Source organism: Sphingobacterium sp. GQ94 (assembly GCF_059758715.1).
This window is the reverse complement of record NZ_JCAXEC010000004.1, coordinates 124,549-151,411: the sequence shown is the minus strand read 5'-3', so window position 1 is coordinate 151,411 and position 26,863 is coordinate 124,549. Positions and strand designations below refer to the sequence as shown.

The 26,863-nt window shown below is 38.9% G+C and carries 23 protein-coding genes; 11 read left to right on the top strand and 12 right to left on the bottom strand.

Translation table 11 applies throughout. The features are described 5' to 3' along the window. The first annotated feature begins 27 nt into the window (after window positions 1–27). From AC6CHH_RS05710 to AC6CHH_RS05700, 3 genes are all read left to right on the top strand, one after another. Window positions 28–564, top strand: coding sequence for a hypothetical protein (locus AC6CHH_RS05710; protein ID WP_498280635.1), 537 nt, complete (start codon window positions 28–30; stop codon window positions 562–564). 15 nt (window positions 565–579) lie between these two features. Further along, entirely contained in the window at window positions 580–966 is a 387-nt protein-coding gene (locus tag AC6CHH_RS05705) for a hypothetical protein (RefSeq protein ID WP_498280632.1), read from the top strand. Window positions 967–1,050: 84 nt separating this feature from the next. After that, window positions 1,051–1,455: a hypothetical protein gene (locus tag AC6CHH_RS05700; RefSeq protein WP_498280629.1), complete on the top strand. Its 405-nt coding sequence runs from the start codon at window positions 1,051–1,053 to the stop codon at window positions 1,453–1,455. Window positions 1,456–1,712: 257 nt separating this feature from the next. On the opposite strand, the gene AC6CHH_RS05695 is transcribed toward AC6CHH_RS05700, so the two are convergent. The 5 genes from AC6CHH_RS05695 to AC6CHH_RS05675 form a co-directional block, all read right to left on the bottom strand. Next, entirely contained in the window at window positions 1,713–2,255 is a 543-nt protein-coding gene (locus AC6CHH_RS05695; RefSeq protein ID WP_498280627.1) for a transposase, read from the bottom strand. 270 nt (window positions 2,256–2,525) lie between these two features. Then, window positions 2,526–2,792, bottom strand: a complete 267-nt coding sequence (locus AC6CHH_RS05690) for a transposase (protein ID WP_498280625.1) — start codon at window positions 2,790–2,792, stop codon at window positions 2,526–2,528. Between the two features lie 130 nt (window positions 2,793–2,922). Further along, window positions 2,923–3,615 (bottom strand): hypothetical protein, encoded by a 693-nt coding sequence (locus AC6CHH_RS05685; protein ID WP_498280623.1) that lies wholly within the window; start codon window positions 3,613–3,615, stop codon window positions 2,923–2,925. A gap of 105 nt (window positions 3,616–3,720) precedes the next feature. Then, window positions 3,721–4,038, bottom strand: coding sequence for a hypothetical protein (locus tag AC6CHH_RS05680; protein ID WP_498280621.1), 318 nt, complete (start codon window positions 4,036–4,038; stop codon window positions 3,721–3,723). A 20-nt stretch (window positions 4,039–4,058) separates the two neighbouring features. Further along, window positions 4,059–4,385, bottom strand: coding sequence for a DUF4870 domain-containing protein (locus AC6CHH_RS05675; RefSeq protein ID WP_498280619.1), 327 nt, complete (start codon window positions 4,383–4,385; stop codon window positions 4,059–4,061). Between the two features lie 241 nt (window positions 4,386–4,626). Between AC6CHH_RS05675 and AC6CHH_RS05670 the strand changes: the two genes are divergently transcribed. Continuing rightward, entirely contained in the window at window positions 4,627–6,426 is a 1,800-nt protein-coding gene (locus AC6CHH_RS05670; RefSeq protein WP_498280617.1) for a helix-turn-helix transcriptional regulator, read from the top strand. Between the two features lie 1,005 nt (window positions 6,427–7,431). Here AC6CHH_RS05670 and AC6CHH_RS05665 read toward each other — a convergent pair. The 4 genes from AC6CHH_RS05665 to AC6CHH_RS05650 all read right to left on the bottom strand — a co-directional run bounded on the left by AC6CHH_RS05665 (window position 7,432) and on the right by AC6CHH_RS05650 (window position 14,466). Then, window positions 7,432–9,003: a RagB/SusD family nutrient uptake outer membrane protein gene (locus tag AC6CHH_RS05665; protein ID WP_498280615.1), complete on the bottom strand. Its 1,572-nt coding sequence runs from the start codon at window positions 9,001–9,003 to the stop codon at window positions 7,432–7,434. 16 nt (window positions 9,004–9,019) lie between these two features. After that, window positions 9,020–12,004 carry a SusC/RagA family TonB-linked outer membrane protein gene (locus tag AC6CHH_RS05660; RefSeq protein WP_498280613.1) on the bottom strand — a complete coding sequence of 995 codons (2,985 nt, stop codon included), beginning with the start codon at window positions 12,002–12,004 and terminating at the stop codon, window positions 9,020–9,022. A 783-nt stretch (window positions 12,005–12,787) separates the two neighbouring features. Beyond that, window positions 12,788–13,636 carry a glycerophosphodiester phosphodiesterase gene (locus AC6CHH_RS05655; protein WP_498280611.1) on the bottom strand — a complete coding sequence of 283 codons (849 nt, stop codon included), beginning with the start codon at window positions 13,634–13,636 and terminating at the stop codon, window positions 12,788–12,790. A 482-nt stretch (window positions 13,637–14,118) separates the two neighbouring features. Next, on the bottom strand, window positions 14,119–14,466 hold the full coding sequence (locus AC6CHH_RS05650) for a winged helix-turn-helix transcriptional regulator (protein ID WP_498280609.1): 348 nt from the start codon (window positions 14,464–14,466) through the stop codon (window positions 14,119–14,121). Between the two features lie 90 nt (window positions 14,467–14,556). Here AC6CHH_RS05650 and AC6CHH_RS05645 point away from each other — a divergent pair, with 90 nt between their 5' ends. The 5 genes from AC6CHH_RS05645 (at window position 14,557) to AC6CHH_RS05625 (ending at window position 22,627) form a co-directional block, all read left to right on the top strand. Beyond that, on the top strand, window positions 14,557–14,922 hold the full coding sequence (locus AC6CHH_RS05645) for a DoxX family protein (protein WP_498280607.1): 366 nt from the start codon (window positions 14,557–14,559) through the stop codon (window positions 14,920–14,922). 436 nt (window positions 14,923–15,358) lie between these two features. Next, entirely contained in the window at window positions 15,359–17,695 is a 2,337-nt protein-coding gene (locus AC6CHH_RS05640) for a TonB-dependent receptor (RefSeq protein WP_498280605.1), read from the top strand. A gap of 16 nt (window positions 17,696–17,711) precedes the next feature. Next, the gene (locus AC6CHH_RS05635) at window positions 17,712–18,293 is read left to right on the top strand and encodes a MotA/TolQ/ExbB proton channel family protein (RefSeq protein WP_498280603.1); all 582 of its coding nucleotides are present in this window, start codon (window positions 17,712–17,714) and stop codon (window positions 18,291–18,293) included. An 11-nt stretch (window positions 18,294–18,304) separates the two neighbouring features. Further along, on the top strand, window positions 18,305–18,634 hold the full coding sequence (locus AC6CHH_RS05630) for a DUF2149 domain-containing protein (RefSeq protein ID WP_498280601.1): 330 nt from the start codon (window positions 18,305–18,307) through the stop codon (window positions 18,632–18,634). Next, on the top strand, window positions 18,635–22,627 hold the full coding sequence (locus tag AC6CHH_RS05625; protein ID WP_498280599.1) for a cobaltochelatase subunit CobN: 3,993 nt from the start codon (window positions 18,635–18,637) through the stop codon (window positions 22,625–22,627). Between the two features lie 145 nt (window positions 22,628–22,772). On the opposite strand, the gene AC6CHH_RS05620 is transcribed toward AC6CHH_RS05625, so the two are convergent. Then, complete coding sequence (locus AC6CHH_RS05620) at window positions 22,773–23,141, bottom strand: Fur family transcriptional regulator (protein WP_498280596.1); 369 nt, start codon at window positions 23,139–23,141, stop codon at window positions 22,773–22,775. Window positions 23,142–23,484: 343 nt separating this feature from the next. Here AC6CHH_RS05620 and AC6CHH_RS05615 point away from each other — a divergent pair, with 343 nt between their 5' ends. Together AC6CHH_RS05615 and AC6CHH_RS05610 are read left to right on the top strand one after the other, a co-directional pair. Further along, window positions 23,485–24,726, top strand: a complete 1,242-nt coding sequence (locus AC6CHH_RS05615; RefSeq protein WP_498280594.1) for a GTP-binding protein — start codon at window positions 23,485–23,487, stop codon at window positions 24,724–24,726. 198 nt (window positions 24,727–24,924) lie between these two features. Next, window positions 24,925–25,416, top strand: coding sequence for a DinB family protein (locus AC6CHH_RS05610; RefSeq protein ID WP_498280592.1), 492 nt, complete (start codon window positions 24,925–24,927; stop codon window positions 25,414–25,416). Between the two features lie 245 nt (window positions 25,417–25,661). Here AC6CHH_RS05610 and AC6CHH_RS05605 read toward each other — a convergent pair whose 3' ends face one another. Together AC6CHH_RS05605 and AC6CHH_RS05600 are read right to left on the bottom strand one after the other, a co-directional pair. Further along, complete coding sequence (locus tag AC6CHH_RS05605; protein ID WP_498280591.1) at window positions 25,662–25,883, bottom strand: VF530 family protein; 222 nt, start codon at window positions 25,881–25,883, stop codon at window positions 25,662–25,664. Window positions 25,884–26,086: 203 nt separating this feature from the next. Then, window positions 26,087–26,863 carry a TIGR03915 family putative DNA repair protein gene (locus tag AC6CHH_RS05600; protein ID WP_498280590.1) on the bottom strand — a complete coding sequence of 259 codons (777 nt, stop codon included), beginning with the start codon at window positions 26,861–26,863 and terminating at the stop codon, window positions 26,087–26,089.

Genomic DNA, 26,863 nt, shown 5'->3' with positions numbered 1-26,863 from the left:
GAATAAGAAAGAATAAGAGTACTTTAAATGATGAAAATAATTTCGGTTTTTATAGTTTTGTTCATGATGTTTAGTTGTAATGGAGGTGAGCAAGAAATTATTGTGGTTCCAAGAAATAGTGATAAGATTAACGTCTCCGTGTTCGCTAACCCTGGAAATTCGACATCTACAAATCATATGCATATTGGAGGAGCCTTTATGGGAAACAACGTAATTAAAGATAGTCAAGGAAATGTTGTTAGAGTGGACACTAGACAAGAAGTAAATCCCGATATCCTTGGACGTGGTGATGCAATAACTGGAAATATCGGTCAACTAATGATGCACGAAGTTACAGAAAGCTTCGAAGGTGGAAAAATCGCGTTGAATAGTGGTATGAGTACACCACATGCTTCAATAGACAAATTTGGAAACGTGACTAATCAAGTTTATATTGATGCACATAATCGAGCAACCCTGCAACCAACAATTACCTCAAGAGTTATAACTTTGGATCGGTTTGGCAACACACGTAGCCAGTATTCGATCAAGGGAAAGGTTTTTCATACGGATAGCATCCGCTGATTAAAATTATCAATTATGTGGATAAAAAAAAATATACCAATCGTTTTAATAATATTATCTGCGTGTAGTAGTATAAAGCAAGCTGATAATATCAAAATAGTAAATAACGGCAATCTAAAAGTATCGAAAATTACTAAGCTTAATAGTGTATATGTTATAGAAGCAGCCCGGAATGATTCTATATTCACGATAATTTATCCAAGAGTAGGAGGAGTGAATGATAATGATGAAATCAAAAAAGGCCATGCTTATGGATTTGAGCTAAAAAAGATTTATCCGAAGGAAAATTTTATATCCCTTATGGAAGTAGATTATTATCAGATTGGTAATTATCGGATAAAGTTAAATGAAAGAAACCATTGGTCGATTTATGCAGATACAACTTCCCTAAACACTCGCTAATAAGTGATTTTTCAAACTTCTCTGCATTATTTATTGTGTGGATATTTGCTGGACTTTGCTTGATATAAATAAGTAAGATTGAAGATGAATAATAACGAGTATAGTAAGCATAGCTCTTTTTTTAAAATATCTAATTGGTACCTATATATCAAAACACGAAAGATACATCTCCTGACATTATTGATGTTATTTTTAATAGGACGTTTTATTTATGGAGCGAGCGAAAAAACAATCGAAAATTATCAATTAGCTAATAAAGGTAAGCTTGGTAAAGGCATTGTTACTTCCAGGAAGAAGGTAGGCGCGAAAGGAACTATAAATATAGATTATAAGTTTCAGGTAAACGACACGGGATTCGCAGGACACACAACAAATGAAGAATATGAAGTGGGAGACAGTATATACGTTCTTTATTTTGCAAACAATCCAAGTACAAACAGATCATATACTTTTATAGCACAAAGTTACGACACAAAAATAACCCCATAGATGAAATTACTTATTAGCAGCAATAGCATAGCGAAACTAGCTCTTGCTAGTTTTTTATGTTTTTTTATTATTAACTAACTGATTCAATTATTTATAAACCTAGATTATGTGTTGTAATAACATATATTACATTTTGCTTTTGATTTTGCCATTGGCAGCAATTATAATATTCCTAAATGATACAAAATGGTGGAAAGATCTTTATTATGCTGTAGCCTTTCCCTTTTTCAAACAGTGAATAAATATAAAAATACGCTTTAAGAAACCAAAGCTTCATTAGCAAATAACCAAGGACTTAATCCATTTAGAGCTTTATGTGGATGGTTACTGTTGTAATCAATTTGCCACTCATACGCTAATGCGTTAACGTGATTTATAGATTCAAATAGATACGCATCCAAAACGTCTTCTCTAAATGTACGGTTGAAACGTTCGATATATGCATTTTGAGCAGGTTTACCTGGTTGTATATATTGTATTTCAATATCTTGTTCCTCGCAAAAGTCTTTAAATACTTTAGAGATGAATTCTGGGCCATTATCTGTTCGTATACGTTTTGGTTTGGTTCGATGAAGTAATACTTCTCTTATTTTTTGCACCAACCTAGTTGCAGGAATAGAATAATAAGCTTCATTGAGTAATGCTTCTCGATTATAATCATCAATAATATTGATTACTCGAAACCTTCTTCCATTAGCCAAAGAATCGCTCATAAAGTCAATCGACCATGTATCATTAGCCGCGCCTGGGACAAATAATCGCTCTTTAATTCTTGTTGGAAGACGGCGTTTGCGTTTCACTCTAAGCTTTAAATTAATATTTCGATACACTCGAAGAACTCTTTTACGATTCCAGAGAATACCTTCCATTCGGATCTTACCAAAATACGTCTCAAAACGTAGGATACCTCGATGATAAATCCATAAGTTTGTCGATGACTATTTGATCGTCTTTTTTGTGAGTATAGTAATACATACTGCGACTCATACATACAATTTTACAAGCTCTATGAATACTGATCCCCTCTGATTCAATAACACTATCTGCCAGCTCTTTACGTTCACAAAGCTTTAGAGCTTTTTTTCGATTATATCTTTTAAAATACGATGATCCAAGCTTAAATCTGCAAACATACGCTTCAAACGGCTGTTTTCTTCTTGTAATGCTTTTAACTCTTTCAAATGTTGGGCATCCATACCACCATATTTTTGCTTCCATTGATAGAATGTTGGTGCGGATATGCTGTACTCTCTGCAGATATCCTTTGTAGACTTTCCTGATTCATATTCTTTTAGAATATTGACAATTTGATGTTCCGAAAATTTGCTCTTCTTCATAATGTTTAACACAACTAATTTAACATTTTTAATTGGTCTGAAAAACGGGGAAGTCTACCAAAACGGGGAAGTCTACCCTAATGTCTTCGCTATATATTTCATATGTCTATCATTTGAAATCGCTCACATTTTATTCTTTTTTTTCGTTAAAATAAATTTCTACAAGCCCATCCTGTGAAACAAATGATTTATGATAAGCCTCCAATTCTTTTGCTTTAACAGCAATCGTTTCCTGTTCAAAATCGGTACTGTTCAATTGTTCTTTAGGCTTAGCGGTTTTGCTCATTTCCACGCTTCTTGCAATCTGGTAGGTATCTCCGTTGATTTTCACCACTTTAAAAAAACCAAAAGCACCTTTCATCCCCAGTGGGTTTCCTTTTTCTTTATACACTCCTATACGGCCCATATAAATATCACCTTCGTGAACAGTGGATGCTTCGGCTATTCTTTGTTTAAATTTTGCAGCTTTTGCAGGAGCCTGCAAGCCTTCGTAAGCAAGGTATCCCATTGTGCCAAAGGCGAACAAAAGCAACAGCCAACCAAAAACGGTTACTTTAATCCGACCTTTTTGTGGAGGCATTTTTTCAATTTCGCTTTGGGCAAAAGTTTTCATTTTATCCGTCCACTTTCTTTTTGGAATAACTTTTCCGTACTGTGTATCTAAAAATTGAGGAAAAACTTTCTTGTTATAAACAATCCAAAATGCAGTTCCGATTTGCCGCTGGAATAAATCGAGCACCATTGGAGTGTCGGGGTTTTTCGGATTTTCCAAATGGTTTGCGTCTACTTGTTTAAGGCTGATGTCTGCTACTTTTATCCACATAATTTTTTTGTTGATATTACAAGTTTGTAGTAATTGTTCTCTATAAATAACCTTTAAATTCCACGTCCGCCGACAAAGGATTTCAGTACGAAATTAACTTCTTTTTTAAACTCCTGATGCGGAAAGCTGACGTTTTATCATCATAATAGCAGCTATAATCAAGACAATAACAATAAAACCGAGGATAACAACCATTGTGTTTTTTATGTTATTGTAATCTGAAATGGAATAGCTTTTTCCTGCAATAAAAAAATTATAGCCGGCAATAGTTAAAAACAATAAGAGTGCCGGGATCCTTACCCACAGGTTCCCTTTTAAGGATTGTTTGCAATCTAAAAGTACATCCTCAAATTCTTCTTTATTGACATTCGGAATAAATTTTAGATCCAGAGTTTGTTGTTGATTCATCATTCTCTTTTCCATTTGAAAGGCACTAAACTGTTTTACTGATTAATAAAATCAAATTTTTCTTCAAACATCTTACCGATGACGGGCAAAGGTTTTTTGACCACATTCGCGGCATTGATGATCCCGAATATCATCAAGATCAAAAAAATAATACTAAAACTACTAAGTACTGTAACCAGAGAAGGGATGATTAGTACAACAATGTATATTGCGATATTAAAAATTACAGCGATTATCCACAGTCCAAGACCTTGTTTTAAATGGTACTTGCTCAAGTCATTTCTTTCTTGTTTTCCACCAAAATAGGCGACCAGCCATAAAATGCCAATGTAGCTTAAAATAGATTGAACTTTGGGAGTCATAATTATATAAATTTTGTTTGAACAAAAATCGGTATAAAGAAACAAACAATCATTCTCTTCACCCTTAACAAACCATCTACAGCTTTTATAATTGTATATACAAAGTATCTACATGTGTTATTTGTTATTGATTATCAGTTGATTATAAATATTCATGATGACTGTTTTAAGAGGGTATTGTTCGGATATGTACTGCTTTTTTCATTACTTTGTTTCTTATTGTAGATAAAGCAGCGCGAAAATGAACTATATACTATACCCATTAATTATTTTTTTGCTTTGTTCGTCCGTAAAAGCGCAGCATATCTTGCCCTCGACAAAAGTGACATTGACTAAATTGGAGCAATTCCAATTACAAAACCAAACGCGTGAGGCGATTAAAGTTTTGAATGAAGGAATTAAATCGACCATTGCTCCCGCTGACCTTGCTTATCTGTATGCTTATAAAAGCAGTATATATGTCGCTATGGACAGCCTGCTGACGGCAAAGCGCCTGATCGATTTAAGTATGGAAAGTGCCAGAAAATCAAAATGCGATGTTTCATTGGCTGCTGCATACAGGGCCAAAGCCTACTTAAACAACACGATGGGTATTCCTGATGCTGTAGTAAAAGACGCACTTGCAGGTCTCCAATATGTAGAAGACAGCCAAGAAGATCTGGTCACGAAATACCACCTCAATTACCTGTTATATGGCGCCTACAGTAAATGGGATGCTGCTGAAAAGATGGAGAAATATATCCGAAATTCACAGAAATATGCAATCGAGGTAGGCAATATAAATCTTCAGGCAAATGCAAATAACGGTATTTCGAGTATGTATCTGGCGAGGTATCGAAAAAACAAAGAACAGTCGTCGCTCGATAGCAGTTACTACTATTTGAATAAGTCTTTCCTCCTCCAGTATGAAAATCCGGGGAAAGTTAGTGGCAATACGTTCGCAATCACTTGCATTAATTTAGCCAATTATTATCTGGATCATTCAACTGAGGATATAAAAGAACGTGAACAGAAGGCTATTGAATATTTGGCGCTTGCCGAAGAGAAACTAAAAAACAAGGAGGCATCTTCCGAGAAGTGGATCAATGTATATGGTATTAAAAGCAGTTTTGCCCACCAAAAGGGCAATCTGGACCTTGCAGAGCACTATCTATTACAGGGATTGAATCTATTGATGGATGATAATTCAAACCATTACAAATTGGAATATGTAGTGAATAAAGAGCTGGCTGCTCTTGTCCAAAAGAGAAATGATATAAAGGCGTCTTTAACCTATCAGTTAAGAGCCGAAGACTTACTAAAAAAGTCATTCAACGAACAACAGCTTTTCAATGCACAAAAGCTAGAAGTGCAATATGAAACTGAGAAGAAAGATCAAGAGCTTGAACTGTTGAAAGAACGTGAGGATTTTCGCAGGAAACAGAATTATCTTTATGGCGGAATTGCCATTGCTTTGTTATTCGGATTGGTTTTTATGTTTGTGTCGTATCATTTCAGGCTACGGTATTCGATAGAACGTGAAAAGAAATTAGCAAGGGAAAAGGAAGATGCCGAACAAAAGGCACATATACAACTGATGTTGGAAAAAGAAGAGCAGGCACGTATGACCGTGGAGCAGGAATTATTGGACTTAAGACGCCAACAGCTGGAAAAGGAAGTATTGGCTAATACATTGATCATAGATCGAAAGAACGATACCCTCAAACAGATTCATGATAAGATACAAAGCGGTGAGGCTGGCCATATACAGAAATTGATCAAAGAGGAAATGTTGTTACATTCCGATTTTGAAGAGATCAAAATGCAGATACAGGAACTTCATCCCGATTTTTTTAAGCGGCTAAGTGACCAAGCCGTTCAAAAACTCACACTGCTCGATCTGAAGTACTGCACTTACTTGTATCTCAAAATGACCACCAAACAAATCGCTCAAGCGCTGCACATTGAACCTCAAAGCGTACGGATGTTTAAGTATCGGTTAAAACAAAAATTTGGATTGGACAAAGAGATGACCTTGGAAGATTTTCTGTCAAACATTTAATGAATTAAGATGGCCTTTAATAAAACAGCAAAAGAACTATTGAGAACACCGGTAACCGTTGCACAACTCTGTAATTTTATAAAAACAAGATAGATTTAAGCCCTTTTAAGGGCTTTTATTTTACCATCTAATTAAGTTATACGTTAAAATTAGGGGGCTTAAAACAGTATAAAATATGTTTTCGAAGGTCTTTAAAAAAAGAATGAGCTGTTCGTAGACTTCTCGCTCCACTTTTAGCGTGTTTTTGGGTAAATTCGATTGAAAATAATCAGGTAACCTGGATTCAGGATTTTTACACCATAGGCTTAAAAAGAAATGTATGTGGAATGTTCAGATATGGTCAGCAGGAATATGATTTTGACGAAGGCTTACTGTCTTTTATTGCTCCGAGGCAAGTTTTTGGCGTGGAAATGCTTGACAACGAAGAAACAACGGAACCTTCGGGTTGGCTGTTACTCGTTCGCCCCGATTTTTTATGACGTCCAGGGAAATCCAATATATTTGTCCATATTTTACGTAAACCCAACGCTTGTAAATTGCGAGAATAATAGTTGAACTACAGACAGTTAAAACACTTAATGCTCCAAACCAAGGTACTTCATTCTTAAATTTCGAATAGTATAAAAAGAAAACGTAAAAAAACTTGCAAAAGATAATTCATATAAAAATGTTACTTAAAACTCACCTTCTGTACTTCCTACTGTACTTCCTACTGAACTTCCAGCGTGCTTAGCATCTTCATTGTCTCAAATAGTTCCCACCATTCATTACCTAGTTTTTGCCAAGATCAGTTTTTGGGACCAAGAAATTCTAATGTATAAGGGTCTAGTAATTACTCATTCTTCGGTCGGTTTTTAACTACTTTTTCTTTGGTTCATTTTCTTTGGGTTTAACTCGATTTTTTGTTGCATTTAGGGATGAGGTTCCCTTTTATCTACTCGATCAAAATTAACTGAGTAAAAAAGTCTCCAGCAAGGGAGACTTTTTCATTTTTATTGATGCTTTTTAATAACCTTGATGTTGTGTTAAGTTCGGGTTTACAGCAATTTGTTGACTCGGAATAGGATAGACCAAGGTTTTTGGATCTGGATCTGCATCTTTTTCCTGCCATGCTTGCAAGAACATTCCAAAGCGGATTAAGTCTTGACGTCTCCAACCTTCCCAGTAGAGTTCTCTAGCACGTTCATCAAGTAAACTTTCCAATGTAAGCGAGGGTAGTAGAGTCCCAACACGCTCCGCGCGAATGGAATTCACTAAAAGTAAAGCTTCAGCTGGAGTTCCTGTTGCTCCTCTCAATATTGCTTCAGCTTGCATTAACAACACATCTGAATAACGATATACCACCCAATCGTTATTACGTTGTCCGTTGCTGGCATAATCAAAAGCGTATTTCATTGGACGGATTCCAGCTGTCTCTAAAGTGGCACCTGAAGTTCTTATAGTTACTTCTCTGGTGAATACCAATGGCGAATTAGCTGGATTTCTTGCCATCAAAGGTTTGTTTGTTGACCAGTTATATTGTTGACCTTCAAAGAAACCAACATTTTGTCGCTTAAAGCTTTTGGTTCTGTTGGAGGTTGTATCTGCAGGATAATTATAATAGATACCTCTTCTTTCATCCGCAGCAGAAAACTTGTCGTAATAATCTGATAATGTACACCAGCCATTCCAACCACCTGGGTTCATGTTATAGTGGGCAATCGTATTCCAGGTGCGATCCACATTACCGCCACGTACTCCATTTTGATTATATAGCGTGAAGATATTTTCGGTAGACTTCTGATCGTTATCGGGCGCGAAATTATCGAAATATTTTCCTGCAGGAGAAATTTTGTATACCCCTGATGCAGTAATTTCTTTGGCCAGTTCGACTACGCGGTTCATGTGGGCAGGGTCAAAGGTAGGGGATTGCCGGTTTGCAAATGCACCTCTATTTAAGTACACTTTCATGAGTAAGGTTCTAGCTGCATTTTTGTTGGCTACATAAGCAGATTTCGTACTCCCTTCTTCAAGGTCAGGTAATATATCTGTTATCTCACTAATGATATATTCCATAGCCTCTTCGGGTTGCATGACTTTTGGTGGAATCCGGTAATCTTCCAGGGATTCACCTTCTCGAATAGGGGCTACACCAAATAAATCTATAAAGTCAAATATGCCTACTGCGCGGATAAATCGAGCTTCAGCCTGTTGTTTCTCGTCGGGATCAAACCTCAACACATTTGTTGCATTGAAAACTAAAGTTCCCAAGCTGACAAATGTATTATTCATATAGCCGTTATCCGCATTCCAAGTATGCAGATGAATTGACCGGTGCATACCATTATCGTCCCAATCCCCACCACGTGTAGGTGCCATGGCTGCATCTGTCGATATTTCCTGAAGTACCCATCTTTGTTCTTGTTGATATGGAACATTAAAAGCTGTATAGGAGGAGGTTAAAAGGGCTGCCGGATCTACAACCTCGCCGCTTCCTTCTTCCAATTCTCCTCTGAATTCTTCCTCAAGCTTGGTGCAGGATGTGGTCAAGATCAAGGCACCTACTATCGTTGTGTATATTAAATATTTTGATTTCATAGTCATTCTTTTTTATTTAAAGCGAAAAGTTAACACCTAATAAAATGCTTCTAGCAGGCGGATAAGGCAGGTATTCGATACCTAAAGAAGCTATTCCTCCTGAGGCTCCATCAGTATTTACTTCCGGATCAAAGCCTGTATATTTGGTCAAAATGAATAGATTTTGTCCAGTTAGGGAAATGTTTACATCTTTAAATGCATTTCCAATATTCCCAATCTTATACCCCAAAGTCATATTAGCGAGTTTCATATAATCTCCTTTTTCAAGATATCGAGTAGATGGAGCTGCGGAATTGGAGGTCGATTCTTTTACGCTGGTGTCGAAGAATGATTGCCCAATATTTCTGGAAGACAGATTGCTAATTCCCAAAGTGGTTGCCGCAGTATTATTAAATAAATAATGACCAAATGCACCATTCATATTAACCCCCAGGCTAATTTTCTTATAAGTTACGTTCGTAGAAATACCAACCAAAGTACCAGGGTTAGGGCTATTCACGTAGAATTTATTGGTTGCTGGATCATTTTCTGTACTGATGCTACCATCTAAGCCTTTGTATAAACTGGTTCCAGTTGTCGGATCAATTCCTTCATATTGAGCAAGGTACCAAACATTTAACGGTTGGTTGTTTACCATCCGTTGGCCTGTCACACCAGAGAACCCCTGACCTCGTAACGCAGCTGTCTCGTAATATCCTAATAAACCAGTCACACTATTTTTTAGAAAAGTAGCATTTGCCGAAAGATCCCAATTCCAATCATTTTGATTTATAATGTTTCCCGTTACAGCGACCTCGACACCTTTATTGATAATCTCACCATCTAAATTCACCCAGATTCGTCCACTTGGACCAGGGGGAGCCAGGGTCTGTTCAAACAAGGCGTCTGTTGTGCTTTTATGGAAATAATCTACCGATCCGTAAACCCGGTTTTGAAATAAAGAGAAATCTAGGCCAGCATTGAATGTGGTAGAGGTTTCCCATTTTAAATCATCATTTTTGATGTTAGTTTGGTTGTAAACTCCAGTTCCAAAAACAAATCGATTCAACGCGGCTCCGGAAGGGAATTCCTGATTACCTGTTTTCCCCCAACCTAAGCGCAGCTTAAGTTGATTGATATTCTCGTTGCCTTTTAAAAAATCTTCTTCAGCTATATTCCAAGCAAAAGCTAGGGATGGGAAAATAGCATATTTATTGTTTTTTCCGAATTTTGTGGAACCATCCCGTCTTACTGTTGCTGTAAGCAGGTAACGATCCATATAATTGAATGCACCTCTTAAAAATTGTGACTGCAATTGGTTGGTTGGGCTTCGGTATGAAGCAATATCGCGCGTATTTATAGCGGTATACTGCATATAATCCCAGTAATCCAGTCCTAAATATTGAAATCCCCGACCGTAACTCATGTTATTTTCAAAATCGTAGTTCAGGTACTCATAACCCGCAACCGCATTGATGCTCAATTTGTCCGTAACTTGTTTGTTGTACGTCAGGGTATGAGTCATTTGTAGGTTTGTCTCCGCATTGTTCGAGATAAAAGCTTCTTCATTGTTTGCATTGCTTGGATTAATTATTCCAGCCCGATACATACCTTTTCGATTTCCTATTTGCCTCATTATACTGTACATAAACTTGTACTCCAACTCGTTGGTAATTTTATAGAATGGAGCGATATTAGCGACAATGGTGTTTGTCACAGCTTGGTCTTTGAAGGCCTCAATACTCGCTAGCGGATTCCTAGTGGTAGTACTAACGAATGTCAATTCACCATTTTCGTCTCTCAAGGGACGGGTTGGATTCCATTGCAATGCTTGTGAGATCAGATTCCCTTGAGAACCTACCATCGCATTCACTGGCGCATATTTATTGTTCATTTGCGTAGCAAACAAGGCGAAGTCTAATCCCAGTTTTTTGCTTTCTAGAAAACGGAAATTTCCCGTGAAATTTGTCGTGTATTTTTTCAACTGTGATCCTATAATAATACCTTGTTGATCCATGTACCCCCCTGACAAGCGATACCTACCGTTTTCTGTTCCTCCAGCTATATCTGCATAATAGTTCTGGGTAATAGCATGTCGGGAGATTGCTTTAAACGCATCTTCATTACCGCCAAAATCGACATCATCAATTTCATCCGGTGTGTAGAAATTCACGGCATCTCTGAACTGATTAGCATCCAGTATCTGAGGATATTCGCGCATTCTGGAAGTTCCCGTGGATACGCCTACTGATATGGCTGGCTCACCAGGTTTACCTCTTTTTGTTGTGATAAGTATTACGCCATTACCCCCGCGTGAGCCATATATAGCTGTTGCTGAAGCATCTTTTAAAATATCCATGCTGGTAATGTCTCCAGGATTTAGGTAGGTTAGTGGATTCCCACGATCTGAAGAAAAATCGCCTCTACCACTCGGTAAGGGAGAATTCCCAGACATAGGTACTCCGTCTAGAACGAACAACGGATTATTTCCGGCTCGAATCGATGAGTTTCCGCGTATCCGAACAGTTACTGATCCTCCGGGTTGTCCCGTGTTATTAATAACCATAACACCAGGGGTTTTCCCTTGAATTAATTGATCAGGATTGGTTACGATTCCTTTATTAAAATTCTTTTCATTAATGGATACAATAGATCCGGTTAAGTCTTTTTTACGGACTGTACCGTATCCTACAACTACCACCTCATCTAAATCTTGTCCAGAGCTTGGTTGCAGGGTAATGGATAATTCGTTAGAAGTTACCGGTACCTCCTGGGTGATATAACCAATATAAGACACTTCTAATACAGCAGAATCAAGGGAATGATCCAACGTAAATGTGCCATCACTTCCAGAAGAAGTGGCAGCTGAGCTTCCTTTAATTTTTATGGTAGCCCCAACAACGGGACTGCCCATTTCATCTGTTATCTTTCCCGAAACAGTCTTTGTTTGGGCGAAAGATGTAATGGATGCAAGTAATAATGTCAGCACGATCATATATCGTGCAAGCAAGTTAATATTCATACGTTCGGTTTGTTAGTTGGGTTAATGAATGTCAATGATACTTGTTTATTTCATGTTTAATGTTTGTGATGTACTTTTTAATCAGGTGGTTTTTGGCGGATCTGTTTGCAAATTTCAAGTGTTTTTAGTCGTTGATAATAAACGATTGGGTAAGGGATTGACCAAGCGATTTTAAATTCTAAAATCTTAAATGTTCTACTTGATACATTACTAAGGATTGGCATGTGTTTATAATTTATAAACCAAGATTGAATAAATCTGATTTTTATGGTTCCTCTAAAGTAATGAAAATAATACAAGAACAAACGTTTGTTCTTATATTATTTTACTTTTTTTTCACGTTTAGATTTTATTTTTTTTAGACGAACTTCAGCCTTTTTTGATCACATTAAAGTTCTATAGTTGCAATGACTTTCAAAAAACAGCTCGAAAGACCAGAAAGAAATTGAATGTATCTAATGCATAAAAGAAGAGGAGGACCCTGAAAAATAAAATCTAAAGTTTTAGAGATTTTATTACCAAAGAACGGGGATATGCAGGAGCTAGGTAAAGAAAGAAGTTTGGGACTGGTATTAGGAATTAAAAATCGACGGACTGATGCGCCATGATCGACAAAGAACTAGGAATGATTCCAGTTAAACCAGTGAATTTCGGAACTTGGAATGGTAATATCGACGATTGAAAATAACACAGAAAATCAGCCTTTTGTTAGTAACATATTGAAAATAGTGTTTTATATTTTTTCTTATTAGATAAAAACTTCCTAACACAAGCCAAAAAGCACTAATTGATTTTTATATGAGGAGCATTTGCTTTTACCCAGTCCGCAACTGCAATAGGTACATCAGAACAGAGATAATCACTACCCAGATAAACACCTAAGAGAAAATCATGAACAGATCTTCCTGGCCATAGACTTACCGTTATCCCTTGTTTTTTGGCATCTAATACCATATTTCGACTGGTACCATGAACACTAGCTCCAATTCTGTTAATGCCCATTTCCTTGGCTTCGTCAATCACACTTTGTGAGAGTGCCTCACCTTTGATAAATAACAAATCTACATCAGGGTAAGTTTTCTTCAAATATTGCAAAGGTCTTTTATCAAAAGAAGTTAATACATAATCTGACCCCTTTGGTTTATTTGAATAGGCTTTCTGATAAATCTCATCACAGTATGTATACAACTCAGCTTCGCTATACATAGGCTTATTGGTTTTCATTTCAAACTCAATGTAAACGCCCGGTTTATCTTTAAAGAATGCTACAAATTCATCCAAAGTCGGAATCGTATTTCCTTTCTTGGTTTTTAGCTTTCTCACTTCTTCCAAAGTAAGGTCTTCGATTCCACCTTCAATGCCAACGATACGCTTAAAGGTATCATCATGAAAAATTACAAGTTTACCATCTTTGGTTCTTCTAATATCAGTTTCATACCCTCTTATTCCTTTCTTGTAAGTCTCTTCAAAAGCTGAAAGGGTGTTTTCATCATACTCATGAGCGCCACCTCTATGCGCAAAAAGCTTCACTTGTGCTTCTTGCGCATATGAAATTGATGCCCCAGCGAAAAGCATAGCGCTAAGACAGAGTGTTGATAATTTGATTTTTGAAATTGAAAATATTGGTTTCATAAATTTGATTTTCTTAGGATTGTATGAATATAATAATTTTAACAGCAAACTAACTTGTTATAGCAGAGATTTAAAACAAATACTACATAAGCTTGTAAAATGCATTAACAGAGACCATATTTAAGAGAATAAGCAATTCTAGATTTTTTATTCATGTCTTTAACGATATACTAGAAGAATTTAATTAATGGAAATTTATGATTTGACAGTTAATATTGGCTAACAATCAAGTATAGGCATACTCCTGAATTTCCCTAAAAAACGGAGTAGGGTTGGGAATGATACATATGGCACCCATAGAGTTGGTTGTCAAAAGTATAGTAAAAGTAGAACAACTCTATTACTTGCACTAGTGGTTTTAAAGCGAGTTCGGTCATTAAAAAATAGAAGCCGAGAAAATAAATCTTACGATATGAATATTCGAGAAGCCCGAACTGAAATGCTCGGATATACAGGAGAGTTTGCGATCAATTGTACTTTTTTTATTCTACATATTGCTCTCCCCAGGTACTCAATTGGATGAGTATATTTTCTAAGGTTTTACCCTTGTCTGATAATTGGTATTCAACCCGTGGCGGAACCTCAGGATGTGATATCCGGTTGATTAACCCATCCTTCTCCAATTCCTTTAATTGGTTAATTAACATCCGTTCGGAAATTCCCTCCATTTTTCGTTTTAATTCACTATACCGAAGTTTATCGCCATTCAGTAGAAAACCTAAAATGCTTAGCTTCCATCGGCCGCTCAATACCGAAATTGTGTATGCCATACCACAATTGGCGGCTAATAAATTTTTATTAATAGTATTGCTAGAGTTGTTTTTTCTCATTTCATACATTTTTGTTAGTACCTAATTATTTTGTATGTACTTGTTAAAAGTAAAAGTACATAATAGATTTGTTAAAAAAACAAAAGTATTATGATTTTACAAGGAGTTCACTGGTTAGCGTTTGCTTATTATGTGTATCTATTTGGATATGCAAGTCTTTTTAAAGTGTTTAAAGAAAAAAATATGATGGATGGAATGAAAGTTCTGGGCTTCAATGAAATATGGACGATTATGATAGGAATTGGAGAACTTCTCGGATTGATTCTCTTAATCCTCGGCATTTTTAATCATAAACTCAAGAATGCCGCAGTAATCTGGCTATTCCTTTTTGCTGTAGGGGCCTTAACGGCTCATTTTGCCCACCAGGATTACAATTATTTTTATGGGGCACTGTTTGGATGTATTGCAGCAGTTGTTATCCTATTTACAGATAAACATTTTAAACTAATCTTATAAAAATTAAAGAAAAGCTTTTACATTAAACATCCCGTTCTTTCAAGCGGGATGTTTTGTTTGTTGCATGAACAGCCGTGTTAAGTCGCCATATAAGCTTCTGTCTATTGCAGGCCGCCATTGATTAGCGTCAGGACAGTAGCCACGCTAGCGGTGATTAAACTTGTGTCAGGATCGGGATCCAACTTACCGATATCTCTTGCTATGTTTGAGAGATGGTTGCTGAGTTTGGCAGTCTCACCAATAATAGCGAGAGTACGGAAAAATTTATTCTTAGATCTACTGATCGTCTGCTTTTGTGAATGCACCTTTGATCGCTATAGTTCCTTATATATTTTTTATATGAAACAGCAAGTTTTTATAATGCATCATTGTTGCGTTTAAAAATTATTATACTTATTATTGCAACATAATTGCATTAATAATTTATAATCTTTTTATGTATAACGCATACCTTACCAATTCTGTCGCCGTACTCCGTTTTCGGCAATTTACTTGTCTTTTGATCGGGCTGTTATCAGCTCTTGTCGGATCCGCTCAAGTGGATCAAAAAAAATCGTCTCTTGACATTATCGTTCAACTCAAAGATTCTCTAGGAACACCTGTTGAAGGAGCATCCATAATTCAGCGTGGTAAAGGCATAATTGCTATCAGCAATAAGCAAGGTGAGTTCAGACTACGGCCTACCAAGCTGATCGACATCGAAGTGCGGCACATGAGCTACATGCATTTAACAGAATCCGTGAAACCTTCGGCCAGTGAAGGGCAAACGCTATATTGGTTACTTAAAAGAAAGCCTCAGTTTTTGGATGCAGTCACAGTAACAGCATCTACCTTACCTAAAGAGCTTCGACAAATTTCTTCCAGTGTATCGGTGCTGCAAAAGGGCTCTCCTGAATTGCGGCAAATACAATCCATTGATGATGCGTTGGCCTTTATCCCCGGTGTGATGGTAGAGCGGAATCGCGGCTTAACAACGACAGGTACGCATACCGGTGTTATCCTGCGCGGTACTGGATCGGCCAACCGCACTTTAGTACTTAAAGATGGCGTACCCATTAACGATGCGTATACTGGTGGGGTCTCTGAATGGAATAGTTTAGCGGCCAATAGTATCGAACGTGTGGAAGTGGTGCGCGGTCCAGGTTCCTCTATTTATGGCTCTAGTTCCATGGGTGGAACTATAAATTTGGTGACTCAGCTACCTGAGGACAAGCCTGTCCTGGGTGCTGATTTTCGTTATGGATCGATGAACACCTACCAGGCGAGTATAAAGCTTGGAAAACGTTTCGCTAAGCGATGGGGTGCTATTGTGTTTGCAGAATACAAGCATACTGATGGTTATAAATACCTGAACGATAGCCTATGGAATGATTATTATCAAAAGCCAAAAATGACACTTCTAAATGTGAATACGAAGTTGAGGTATGATTTTAACAGTGGAGCAACTATGGTAGCAACAGCCGATTTTAATCAGCAGGAACCAATATCTGGAACGGCAACTATTTACGAAGATCGCACCATGACGGGAAACTATCAATTACGTTATCAAAACACCCAAGCTAATTTTGCACCGGATATCCTGGTTTATTATAACCTTCAGAATCGTTCTTCACAAGCATTGAGCTGGAATACAGGGGAGGACGCCTTTAACAATACAAATTACACCTCACGTGTTCCTCTGGATACCTATGGTATGATTGCTAAATTGAGCCACCGTGTATGGCATAACGATATTACTTTAGGTGCTGAGCTTCGATTTACGGAAGTAGTATCCAGTAAACATTATCCGCAGAAAGGAAATCAAAATTTTAGTGGAAGACAGGATTTTATCTCATTTTTCCTGAACGATGACCTCAGTTTCACCCCCAAATTACACGCCAATCTGGGCTTGCGATTTGACCACTGGGCGAACCGTAACGGACATTTTATGGATGACATGTCAGGTGATAAGGTTGTTATCAATTACGATGATGCAAGCTCTTCTGTGTTTACACCCAAAGTGGGGTTGACTTACGATTTGCTTGATAAGCTGCGTCTGCGATCAGTTTATGCAACAGGTTTCAGGGCACCTAGCGCATATTATATGTACAATGCTACTCCACTGGGGTCCTCGTTTCGTTTAGGTAATCCGGACCTTAAACCAGAACGTATGCGTTACTCCATAGATTTTGGTGTAGATTTCCAGTTCTCGGATTATTTGGAGCTCTCAGCCACGATTTACAGCTCACAGTATAGTGATTTTTTGGCAGCCGTGCTGATTGACGCCTCACAAGTTCCTGATTACTTTGATCCGGGAAATTTGCCGGTAAGACAGTATATCAATATTGGTAAAGTAAATCTTTGGGGACTTGAAAGTTCTGCGAAATATAATTTCTTGCCTTTTGTATCCCTACAGGCGAGCTACTTTCACAACCAGTCAGAAATCAAAAAATACGAGATAAACCCACAGTATGAAGGCAAGCAAATGAGCGATAATCCTCGTAATATTTATTCGGGTGCTCTTATATACGACAACCCTCGTATTGGACATATCAGTATCTGGGGAAGACATACGGGATCATTTTTTGGCGATCTGGAAAACACTGCAGAGAAGAAGATGGAAACGGTTAGTATACTCGATCTGAAACTGGCAAAGCATATTGGACCAATAGGGGTAAACTTCACCATTAACAACCTATTCAACAAGCTGTATTATGGCAGTTATACGTCCCCTACGAGCTATTACTATGCGCCTGGTCGTACGTTATTTTTGGGTGTTAATTATCAATTGTAAAAAAAATATAAAAATCATGATAGAATTTATTGAAGAATTTTTGTTCCAGATCGGAAATTTATTGCATTTACCGGTTTTTTTAGGCCTTTTGCTTATGGTGCTGTGGGTGGTGTGGTCTCTGGGAGCTTTCACTTGGGAGTACTGCTCACGCAAGACGCAAAATAGATCGCAGACGTTTTTAAGAAATTATGAAACAGAAATATCCCAACTGCTTGCTGATGAGGAACAAGCAGATATTAACCTTACCGAACTGGTGCAAGGGTGGGAGAAGGCTGAAAATGCCAAGTTGGACCGAATCCGATTTCTAGTTAAAATTGCACCATCGCTTGGTTTGGTGGGAACATTGATCCCAATGGGACAATCTCTCTCTACGCTATCATCCGGTGATATGTCTGCCATGGCCAACCACATGGTAACAGCCTTCACAGCAACAATTATTGGTCTGCTCTGTGGTATTGTCTCCTATTTGATTTCCTTAAAGCGTGAGCAGTGGTTATCACGCGACTTTTTGGTTTGTGAGGCCATGGTGGAGCGAAAGCTGAGGTCCGCAGTTTCCAAGCAAAAAACATATGCAACACAAATCGAAAGGAAAGGATAAAGATGAGATTATTGAATAGAAGTAAAGTAGGTAACGCGCATACACCGCTTGAGGATCCCATTAGTGGTGTTGCGAATTTATTTGACATCAGCGTCGTGCTTATTGTAGCGATGATTGTTGCTTTGATGTCCGCCTTGAATGTACTGGATCTATTTAATCCAGAAACCGAACTGACCTTGACCCAGAAAAATAGGGAAGGGCAAATCGAGATCATTAGCAAGAAAGGCAAAGAAATTAAGGTTAAAAAAATATCACCTGAGGAAGCTGCTGGGCAAGGCGAACGTCTTGGTACGGCTTATCAGCTAGACGATGGCCAGGTGATTTATATCCCAGAAAATTAAATGAAAAGACTTTATCGTTTGTTCATGTGGTTGCTGGTGTTCTCTTGGCTGTTGCAAATGCCCGCTATGGCGCAGCAGCAAGGAGCACCTAAACGCATTGCTCTGCTGGTCTCGGATAACTACAGTAAGCCGGTGGCTCGGGCGATCGGGCTTTTGAAAAGCACACCGGGTTTTACGGATAGCTTTGAAATCCTAACTGCACAAAGCAGACAAGCTGCTATAGCCTCTTCCGATATTGTAGTCTGCTATGTCCATACAGCACAATTGATGCAACGCTTTTCACCGCAGTTGGAGGCCGTAGTTGCTGGCCAAGGGGCAGTTTATGCCGTTGGTTCTACACCAGAGGCAGCCCATTATAAGGCCTTAGGCATGCGTTTCGATCCGTTATTGGATTCGTATTTTGAGAATCCCAGCCCTGAAAATATTGCACGAATGGTCCAGCTCCTTTGCAACAGACATTTGGGTACTTCTTTTGTACTTCGGGATCCGTTAGTATATCCGGATTATGCCATCATCGACTGGAGAACGGACGAGCTTCATCGAGATTTGGAAACCTTCCGAGAAGCCTATGCTAGCGCGTCACCTGATGGGCCTTGGATCGGCTTATATGGCTTTCGGTACGAGTTCGTAACGCAGCAGGATGATTATATCAGATCCTATGCGCAAGGGCTTTCCGATGCTGGATTCAACGTTATGCTGTTCTATGGTTTTCCACTTGAAAAGGCTATTATTGAGTTCTGTATGGATACGGATTCAAAGGCACAAATAGAAGTGTTGGTTAATTTTTCCTCCCTTCCAGGAGGTTCGCCTGAGAAATTGGCAAAGGCATTTGCCCAATTGGGTGTTCCGGTCATCAACGGAATCACCTTCTCGCAAAGTAAAACAGAATGGGAAGCCTCAAAGACAGGGATTACTATAGCAGAGCGCAGTTTAGCCTTGGTCCGGCCCGAAATCATGGGGCAGGTTCAGCCTACCGTAATGGCCACTCAGGAAACAGTAGTGGATAGCTTAGGCAACCATTTTAAACAAAAAACGGTTCTCCCTGGACGAATAAACCATTTGGTGGAAAAGGTAAAAGCGTGGACAACTTTGCGAACTAAACCCAACGCGGAAAAAGAGATAACACTTATCTATTACAATGGACACCCGGGAAAGCATAACATTGGTGCAAGCTATTTAAACGTGCTCCCTAAGAGTATGCACAGCATTATAAGCGCTTTACAGAAATCGAAATATGATTTGGGACCCAAGCAGATAACCGAAGAGGTGATTTTTGAACGCATCATGGCAGGTGGGCGCAACATAGGTACCTGGGCACCTGGCGAACTCTCGCGCATGGTTGAAGAAGACAACCCCGTATTGATTTCTATAGAAAAGTATAAAGAATGGTTTGCTGAATTACACCCACGGCTCCAGCGGCAAGTAGTAGCAAGATGGGGAGAGCCGGATTCAGCAAATATTATGGTTTGGACAAATGAGCAGCATCAGCGCTATTTTGTGCTTCCACAAGTAACCTTCGGGAAAGTACACCTGATGCCTCAACCGGCCAGGGGATGGGATGAAAATGAGGAGGCGCTTTTCCATGATGTCAGCCTGCCACCTCATCACCAATACATCGCCTTCTATTTATACCTGCAAAGACAACAACAGGCCAACGCCCTTATTCATTTGGGAACACATGGTACTTTGGAATGGCTTTCAGGACGTGAGGCAGGCCTTGATGCAGATGATGCACCCGATGCACTATTAGGGGCTATGATAAACATTTATCCATATATCATGGATAACGTGGGTGAAGGCACACAAGCTAAACGGAGAGGTGGGGCGGTAATTATTGATCACTTAACACCTCCTTTTCAACAAGCCGGTTTACGCCCTGAATTGCGAGAGCTCTCTGGTGCGATAAACGATTATACGACAGCCCTTGGAAAGAGTCCGCTTTTGGCAGATGCACATTTGAAAGCCATAAATCGCTGGGCAAAGCAAGCCAATATATTAGGTGATCTCGGTATCACCATAGCGGTTAGGGATACCGATATACAACGATTGGAGCACTATCTGCAGGAATTGAATGAAAAGCTAACACCAATGGGTATGCATACATTTGGGGTTTCGCCGGGCCCTGAAAAGGCCCACATGACAGCTTTGGCCATGGCCAGTCGAGAAAAAAACCTGACGAACGGGCAGCGGGAGGCATTAGTAGGAGAGTTTTACAACCGTATCACGATGAGCGGTCCTGCGGAAATGCAAGCTTTACTCGATGCATTGAATGGTAAATATATTGAACCGGCTTTAGGAAATGATCCTTTGCGAAATCCTGATGCTTTACCAACTGGAAAGAACTTTTATGCTTTTGATCCTTCACGTATACCCACTCCTGAAATATATGAAGCTGGAAAGATACTTGCCGAGCAGTTAATAAAACAATATACTGAGAAGCATCAGGGTAACTATCCGGACAAGGTAGCCTTTAATCTTTGGTCGGTGGAAACTATACGTCATGAGGGTATAATGGAATCGCAGATCCTGAACTTGCTCGGAGTTCGGCCAAGCTATGACGGATTTGGAAAAGTGAAGGGATTGGAGTTGATTCCTCGGGAGACTCTGGGCAGACCTCGCCTAGATATAGTGATAACGCCTTCTGGATTGTATCGGGATATGTTTGGCCAGATGATGAATCTGTTGGATCAAGCGGTATCGATGGCTTATGAATCTCCAGAAGCAGACAATTTCATTCGTAAACACGCGGATTCAACCCAAAACCAGCTGGAAATCTTAGGTGTGCAAGATGCGGGTCTGCGCAAGCGTCTCGCTTTGGTCAGGCTATTTGGAGCGGCCAGCGGTACCTATGGAATTGGTGTTGACAACGCTGTGCAGGCCTCTGAGAAATGGGAAAGTAGCCAGGAAGTCGCGCAGGTTTATTTCAACCGGTCGGGACATCTTTACGGGCAGGGATTTTGGGGTGCTGATGAAAGCGAAGTGCAACAAATAACAGGAAAAGAGCTTGCTCTCTCGCTTTTTAAGAAAGCGCTATCGGGTACAAAGACCGTAGTTCATAGCCGCTCAAGCAATGTGTATGGTGTTCTTGATAACGACGACTTCTTTCAATATCTAGGAGGGATGACTTTGGCTATAAAAACACTGGATGGTACAGAGCCTGACGTGATGGTAAGCAACCTAACAGATCCCTCAAGTATGCGTCAAGAGTCATTGGATAAATTTATAGGAAGGGAAATGAATACACGGTACCTGAATCCAACCTGGATAAAAGGGATGTTGGATGAAGGCTATGCAGGGGCTAGGATGGTAGGGCAAATCGCAGATAATATGTGGGGATGGCAGGCCACAACGGATCAGGCCATAAGCGCGCAGGACTGGCAAGATTGGCACCAGGTATATGTAGAAGACAAATACGCGTTGGATATCAAGCAACGTTTTGCAGATGCGGACAATGTATATGCTTATCAGAACATGTTAGCCAGAATGTTGGAGGTAGTACGTAAAGACTATTGGAAGCCAGATGAGAAAACGATAAATGAATTGACCAGGGCTTACCTGGAAACAGTGGAACAAACCGGGCTTTCCTGCTCGGATCTCATCTGTGGTAACGATAAGTTACTTTCCTATCTAGAGCAGCGGACACGTATTATGGATAGCCAGGGGACTCTCGATGGTCTGTATGAACAGCTCGGGCACATACAGAAGCTCGCGAGAAAGCCAAACCAGCCGGCCCAAAGGTTAGAAACGTCAACTCCGGTAAGCGGAGCTAGAGAACATGATTCAGGTAAAACTCCAAAGGTTATTGATAAACAGCTTGATAAGGTTGCGCGAAATGCTGAACCTTTACTACTCAAGGGGTATAAAATGGAAGAAGAAGTTTTATCAAAGGCCGATGTGAACTACCTTGTTCAGGAAGAATTAGATTGGGAAATTATCCTTATGTTGATCGCTGTGTTTGGTCTTGGTTTCCTAGCAAGATGGGCAAGGGGATAATGGCCGCTCTTAAGTAATCTGCGTTGCTCAAGGGAAGGTATTGTTTCTTTTTTTTAGGAATAAAAAAAGAATATGCAATTAAACAAAATGCCGGATATGGATAAACATCCGGCATTTTAAGTATAAAAGAGCGTAATTTAGCTCTTCATTTACAACTGGGGCATACTCCTGATAAGGTAAAATTAAATTCCTGTACCTGATATTGAGGTGGTAACTGATAAATAGGCTCCACCTTTTCAAGACAAGTCACAGAACCACATTCCACGCAACTAAAATGAGCGTGATCATGATGATGCTGATCGTTGCAATTATGGCAGGCGGCAAAATTAAGACGACCGTCGATGTTGACAAATTTATGGATATATCCCTGTTCTTCCAGGCGCTCTAATACTCTGTAAGTCGTGACTCTATTACACAATCCATCTAATCTCTTTTCTATTTCAGCATGGGATAAGGCGATTTTCGAATCGCTTATCATTTTTAATATTTCTGTCCTGGCCTGCGTATTTCTCATATCCTTAAATATTTAAAGCAACAATGTTGCATTAAAAAGCTATTTTTATTATCTTGCAACAGTGTTGCTATAAAATTACACATAATTAACGAGTCCACAAGCATTTTGAGAAGTTGAGAATTGCATTTTGCTTGATTGAGATAATAATTTGACCAGGAATTTACACATGATTGTGTGAACAATAAATTCCCAAAACTGACCCAAACACAAAAGTTCATCATATTAGGCTGCTTTATGCTTGTAGTAAAAAATAGCTGGTGAAAAAAGACAGTACTGGTGATGGCCAGTGTATTATTTGCAGATGGTTGAAAGGTCGTAAATAAATTTATCAATACTAAAATATATGGAGTCACAGACACTACTATTGGAAAATAAACGGAAGGTTGGGACAAAAAAACTTCCCGTTACAGTTTTAAGCGGTTTTCTTGGTGCAGGAAAAACCACACTTCTCAACCATATATTACACAACAAAAAGGGTCTAAAGGTCGCGGTAATCGTGAACGATATGAGTGAAGTGAATGTAGATGCACGATTGATTGAGGAGCAAGAAACATTATCGCGTACCCAAGAGAAACTCGTGGAAATGAGTAATGGATGTATTTGCTGTACCCTGAGGGAAGATCTAATGATCGAGGTAGAAAAGCTAGCGAGTGAAGGTCGATTCGATTATCTGCTAATAGAAAGTACAGGTATCAGTGAGCCAATCCCTGTTGCACAAACCTTTTCCTATATTGATCAGGATAACGGGATAGATTTGTCCCGCTTCAGTTACATTGATACGATGGTTACGGTGGTGGATTGTTTCAATTTTTTTAAAGATTTTGGCACCAATGAGTTGTTGCAGGACCGAAATCTGACCGATATGGAAGGTGATGAGCGGACGATTGTGAATTTGCTTACCGACCAGATAGAATTTGCGAATGTCATTGTCCTGAATAAGACGGATTTGGTAGAGCCTGGAACTCTTGGTGTTTTAAAGGCTGCTATTCAAAAATTAAACCCAGGTGCAAAAATACTCGATACCTGTTTTGGAAAAGTAGAGCTTCAAGAGATCCTGGATACGAAGCTTTTTGATTTTGAACAGGCCCAGAGCTCGACGGGATGGCAAAAGGAGCTGGAAGCGGAAAGTCATACCCCAGAAACTGAAGAATATGGAATCAGTTCTTTTGTCTTCAGAGATCAGCGGCCCTTCCATCCGGAGCGGTTTTGGAACTATCTAAACAATGAGTACCCGGCTGGTGTTATTCGCGCGAAAGGCCTTTTCTGGCTAGCTTCCAGACCCAATGAAGCTTTAAACTTTTCACAGGCAGGCGGTTCTTCCAGGCTAGAGAACTCTGGTCTGTGGTGGGTAAGCATGCCTTATTCCGAACGGATACGTTATGAAAGTTTTGTTGACAATCAGGTTTACCTGGAGAGTCGGAGCACACAGTGGGGCGATCGGATGAACGAGCTTGTGTTTATTGGGCAAGATATTGATCAAGAGAAAATGGTTGGCGAGTTACAAAGGTGTTTGCTAAAGGAGGATGAATATTACATGTTTGATAAAAAGCTGCGGTTCGTGGATCCTTTTCCAATTGATTTATAGTCGATCATTTTTGGTTTCTTATAGACTGCAAATGAATCTCCAAAATAAAGGCAACCTTATTTTGGAGATTTGCGCATGTAACTACTCTGTACTCCAGAAGCATCGTTTATGGTGGTATCAATAAAATTCTGTGTAGAAATATGATCTTTCCAGAGTAAAAAAGTAATTTAGAGTACATCTCAAACAATTTAGAACTCAATGGACTATACACCAAAAGATGGCTTTCCATATTATTTTAACCTTGTTAAGGAAATGGATTGCAGGCTACTCTTTTCTTCACCATCTACCTTTGCTTTTCTAAAATCAATCAGTGAACATAAAGCAGCTTATCGTTATGCACCAGAGAAATGGAGTATCAAACAGATCGTTGGTCACATTACGGATCATGAGCGGATAAAGATGTATCGAGCATTTCTGCTCAGTAGAAATGAGTCCGTGGAGCTATGGGGTTATGACCAAAACTTCTTGGTCGATAACAGCCGTTTTGAAGAGTTGCCATTCCAACAACTACTCACTGACTTTGAGAATGTAAGGAGGGCGTCGATTAGTTTTATTGAGTCATTATCGAGAAGTCAACTGGCAGTAAAAGGCAAGGCCAAACAGTATGATCTCTCACTTAATGACTTTCTTAAGTCTATTATTGGACATGAGATTCACCATATAAATATGATTAAAGAAAGGTATATCTAAAAAAAGGATTACAAATCGCATCGATTCCCTGGGTTTAGATTTTTGTTAATTTAAGTATGATTTAATTGTGAGATTGCGAACACGATATGATTGATATTTCAATCATATCGGATGTTTTTGATTGACATATCAATCATTCATACTGATCTGAATTTAAAAAGTAGTAGAGAATATAGCTTACCAGTAAACATAAAAACTTACTCAGAAAAATGGTATGCGATGGATTTATTCCAGTACACAACGCATTACTTGGCAATTACTTCAATATATAAATCCTCTACTTTTTTACGGGCCCAAGGTGTTTTACGCAAAAATTTTAGTGACGAATTAATACTTGGATTCTCAGCAAAGCAATTTATTCTCACCTGTTGAGCTAATCCTTTCCATCCACCATAATATTCAAGTAGTTCTTCGAGAATAGTATCTAGTCTTTTGCCATGTAATGGATTGTTTGCCTGCTGTTCCATGCGCCAAATTTACAAAATTAAGGCTAAACCTTCCTAAAGCTGTAACGAATAATTATTGTCGAATGGAGGATGAGCTGAATTCATCCCAACAAATGTCAAATGGAAGGACAAAAAGGTAGCTTTCCAGCGTAACTTTGGAGCCGAATTCCTTGAATACCATTGAGAACATGATTATAACTCAATTTACAGCATTATCGACAACTTTATGAGATGTCGAGATTACTCATTTTTTCAGGAAGATATTTCCAATATCTCTTAGGGACGTGCCTTAGATGTAGTTTTAAATTTTTTCGAGCTTCAATATTTGTGCTCTGGAAATAACTCTCCCACATTTTCTCATAGCGTTTGTCTTTTGCATCAAGTTCAATGGCCTCCGTGGCGCTTTGTAGCGCCTTTTCACCCTCGCTCAAGGTGACCTCGCTCACCTGATGAAGATTATAATAGATCCCATATTTCCGCTTATTGTCATAAATGAGCCAGGATTGGTCAGTATATCTGTTTTTAAAAAATGGAACGACCAAGGGTAATACATTGAAGTCAGGCTCAACGACCGATACAAACATACCATCTGCGCTTTTCCGAAAACGAACAAATGCCTTCATCCTGTGTTTTTCTCTATTCACTTTTTTCACGGCCTGTTTAAATTGCAAAACAGATTCATCCCCAAAATTCTGAAGAATATGCGTTGAACCTTGGAAAACAGATATAATGAGTTTAAATAGAATTTGATTCATCTTTATATCCTCATAAAGGAATCCTCTCCAAAAATCTAAGGCTTTGTCCGTAGGGAGGAGCTTGAGAAGTCCTTTGTGAACGCGGTCGGATTTTTTACGATCGGTAAGGATTTCTCTTGAGGCCTCAAATAAACTATCTTGGTAATCCGTTTTTGTAGCGATGTTTACCTTCAATTCTCTGAATTCAAATGCTGTAAACACGGCGCTTAAAAGACCCGAATAAGTACCATCATAAATATAGACCAT

Coding starts and splice junctions, on each gene's coding strand:
- AC6CHH_RS05710 (WP_498280635.1), top strand. CDS start 28: ATGATGAAAATAATTTCGGTTTTTATAGTTTTGTTCATGATGTTTAGT.
- AC6CHH_RS05705 (WP_498280632.1), top strand. CDS start 580: ATGTGGATAAAAAAAAATATACCAATCGTTTTAATAATATTATCTGCG.
- AC6CHH_RS05700 (WP_498280629.1), top strand. CDS start 1,051: ATGAATAATAACGAGTATAGTAAGCATAGCTCTTTTTTTAAAATATCT.
- AC6CHH_RS05690 (WP_498280625.1), bottom strand. CDS start 2,792: ATGAAGAAGAGCAAATTTTCGGAACATCAAATTGTCAATATTCTAAAA.
- AC6CHH_RS05685 (WP_498280623.1), bottom strand. CDS start 3,615: ATGTGGATAAAAGTAGCAGACATCAGCCTTAAACAAGTAGACGCAAAC.
- AC6CHH_RS05680 (WP_498280621.1), bottom strand. CDS start 4,038: ATGGAAAAGAGAATGATGAATCAACAACAAACTCTGGATCTAAAATTT.
- AC6CHH_RS05675 (WP_498280619.1), bottom strand. CDS start 4,385: ATGACTCCCAAAGTTCAATCTATTTTAAGCTACATTGGCATTTTATGG.
- AC6CHH_RS05670 (WP_498280617.1), top strand. CDS start 4,627: ATGAACTATATACTATACCCATTAATTATTTTTTTGCTTTGTTCGTCC.
- AC6CHH_RS05665 (WP_498280615.1), bottom strand. CDS start 9,003: ATGAAATCAAAATATTTAATATACACAACGATAGTAGGTGCCTTGATC.
- AC6CHH_RS05660 (WP_498280613.1), bottom strand. CDS start 12,004: ATGAATATTAACTTGCTTGCACGATATATGATCGTGCTGACATTATTA.
- AC6CHH_RS05655 (WP_498280611.1), bottom strand. CDS start 13,636: ATGAAACCAATATTTTCAATTTCAAAAATCAAATTATCAACACTCTGT.
- AC6CHH_RS05650 (WP_498280609.1), bottom strand. CDS start 14,466: ATGAGAAAAAACAACTCTAGCAATACTATTAATAAAAATTTATTAGCC.
- AC6CHH_RS05645 (WP_498280607.1), top strand. CDS start 14,557: ATGATTTTACAAGGAGTTCACTGGTTAGCGTTTGCTTATTATGTGTAT.
- AC6CHH_RS05640 (WP_498280605.1), top strand. CDS start 15,359: ATGTATAACGCATACCTTACCAATTCTGTCGCCGTACTCCGTTTTCGG.
- AC6CHH_RS05635 (WP_498280603.1), top strand. CDS start 17,712: ATGATAGAATTTATTGAAGAATTTTTGTTCCAGATCGGAAATTTATTG.
- AC6CHH_RS05625 (WP_498280599.1), top strand. CDS start 18,635: ATGAAAAGACTTTATCGTTTGTTCATGTGGTTGCTGGTGTTCTCTTGG.
- AC6CHH_RS05620 (WP_498280596.1), bottom strand. CDS start 23,141: ATGAGAAATACGCAGGCCAGGACAGAAATATTAAAAATGATAAGCGAT.
- AC6CHH_RS05615 (WP_498280594.1), top strand. CDS start 23,485: ATGGAGTCACAGACACTACTATTGGAAAATAAACGGAAGGTTGGGACA.
- AC6CHH_RS05610 (WP_498280592.1), top strand. CDS start 24,925: ATGGACTATACACCAAAAGATGGCTTTCCATATTATTTTAACCTTGTT.
- AC6CHH_RS05605 (WP_498280591.1), bottom strand. CDS start 25,883: ATGGAACAGCAGGCAAACAATCCATTACATGGCAAAAGACTAGATACT.
- AC6CHH_RS05600 (WP_498280590.1), bottom strand. CDS start 26,863: ATGGTCTATATTTATGATGGTACTTATTCGGGTCTTTTAAGCGCCGTG.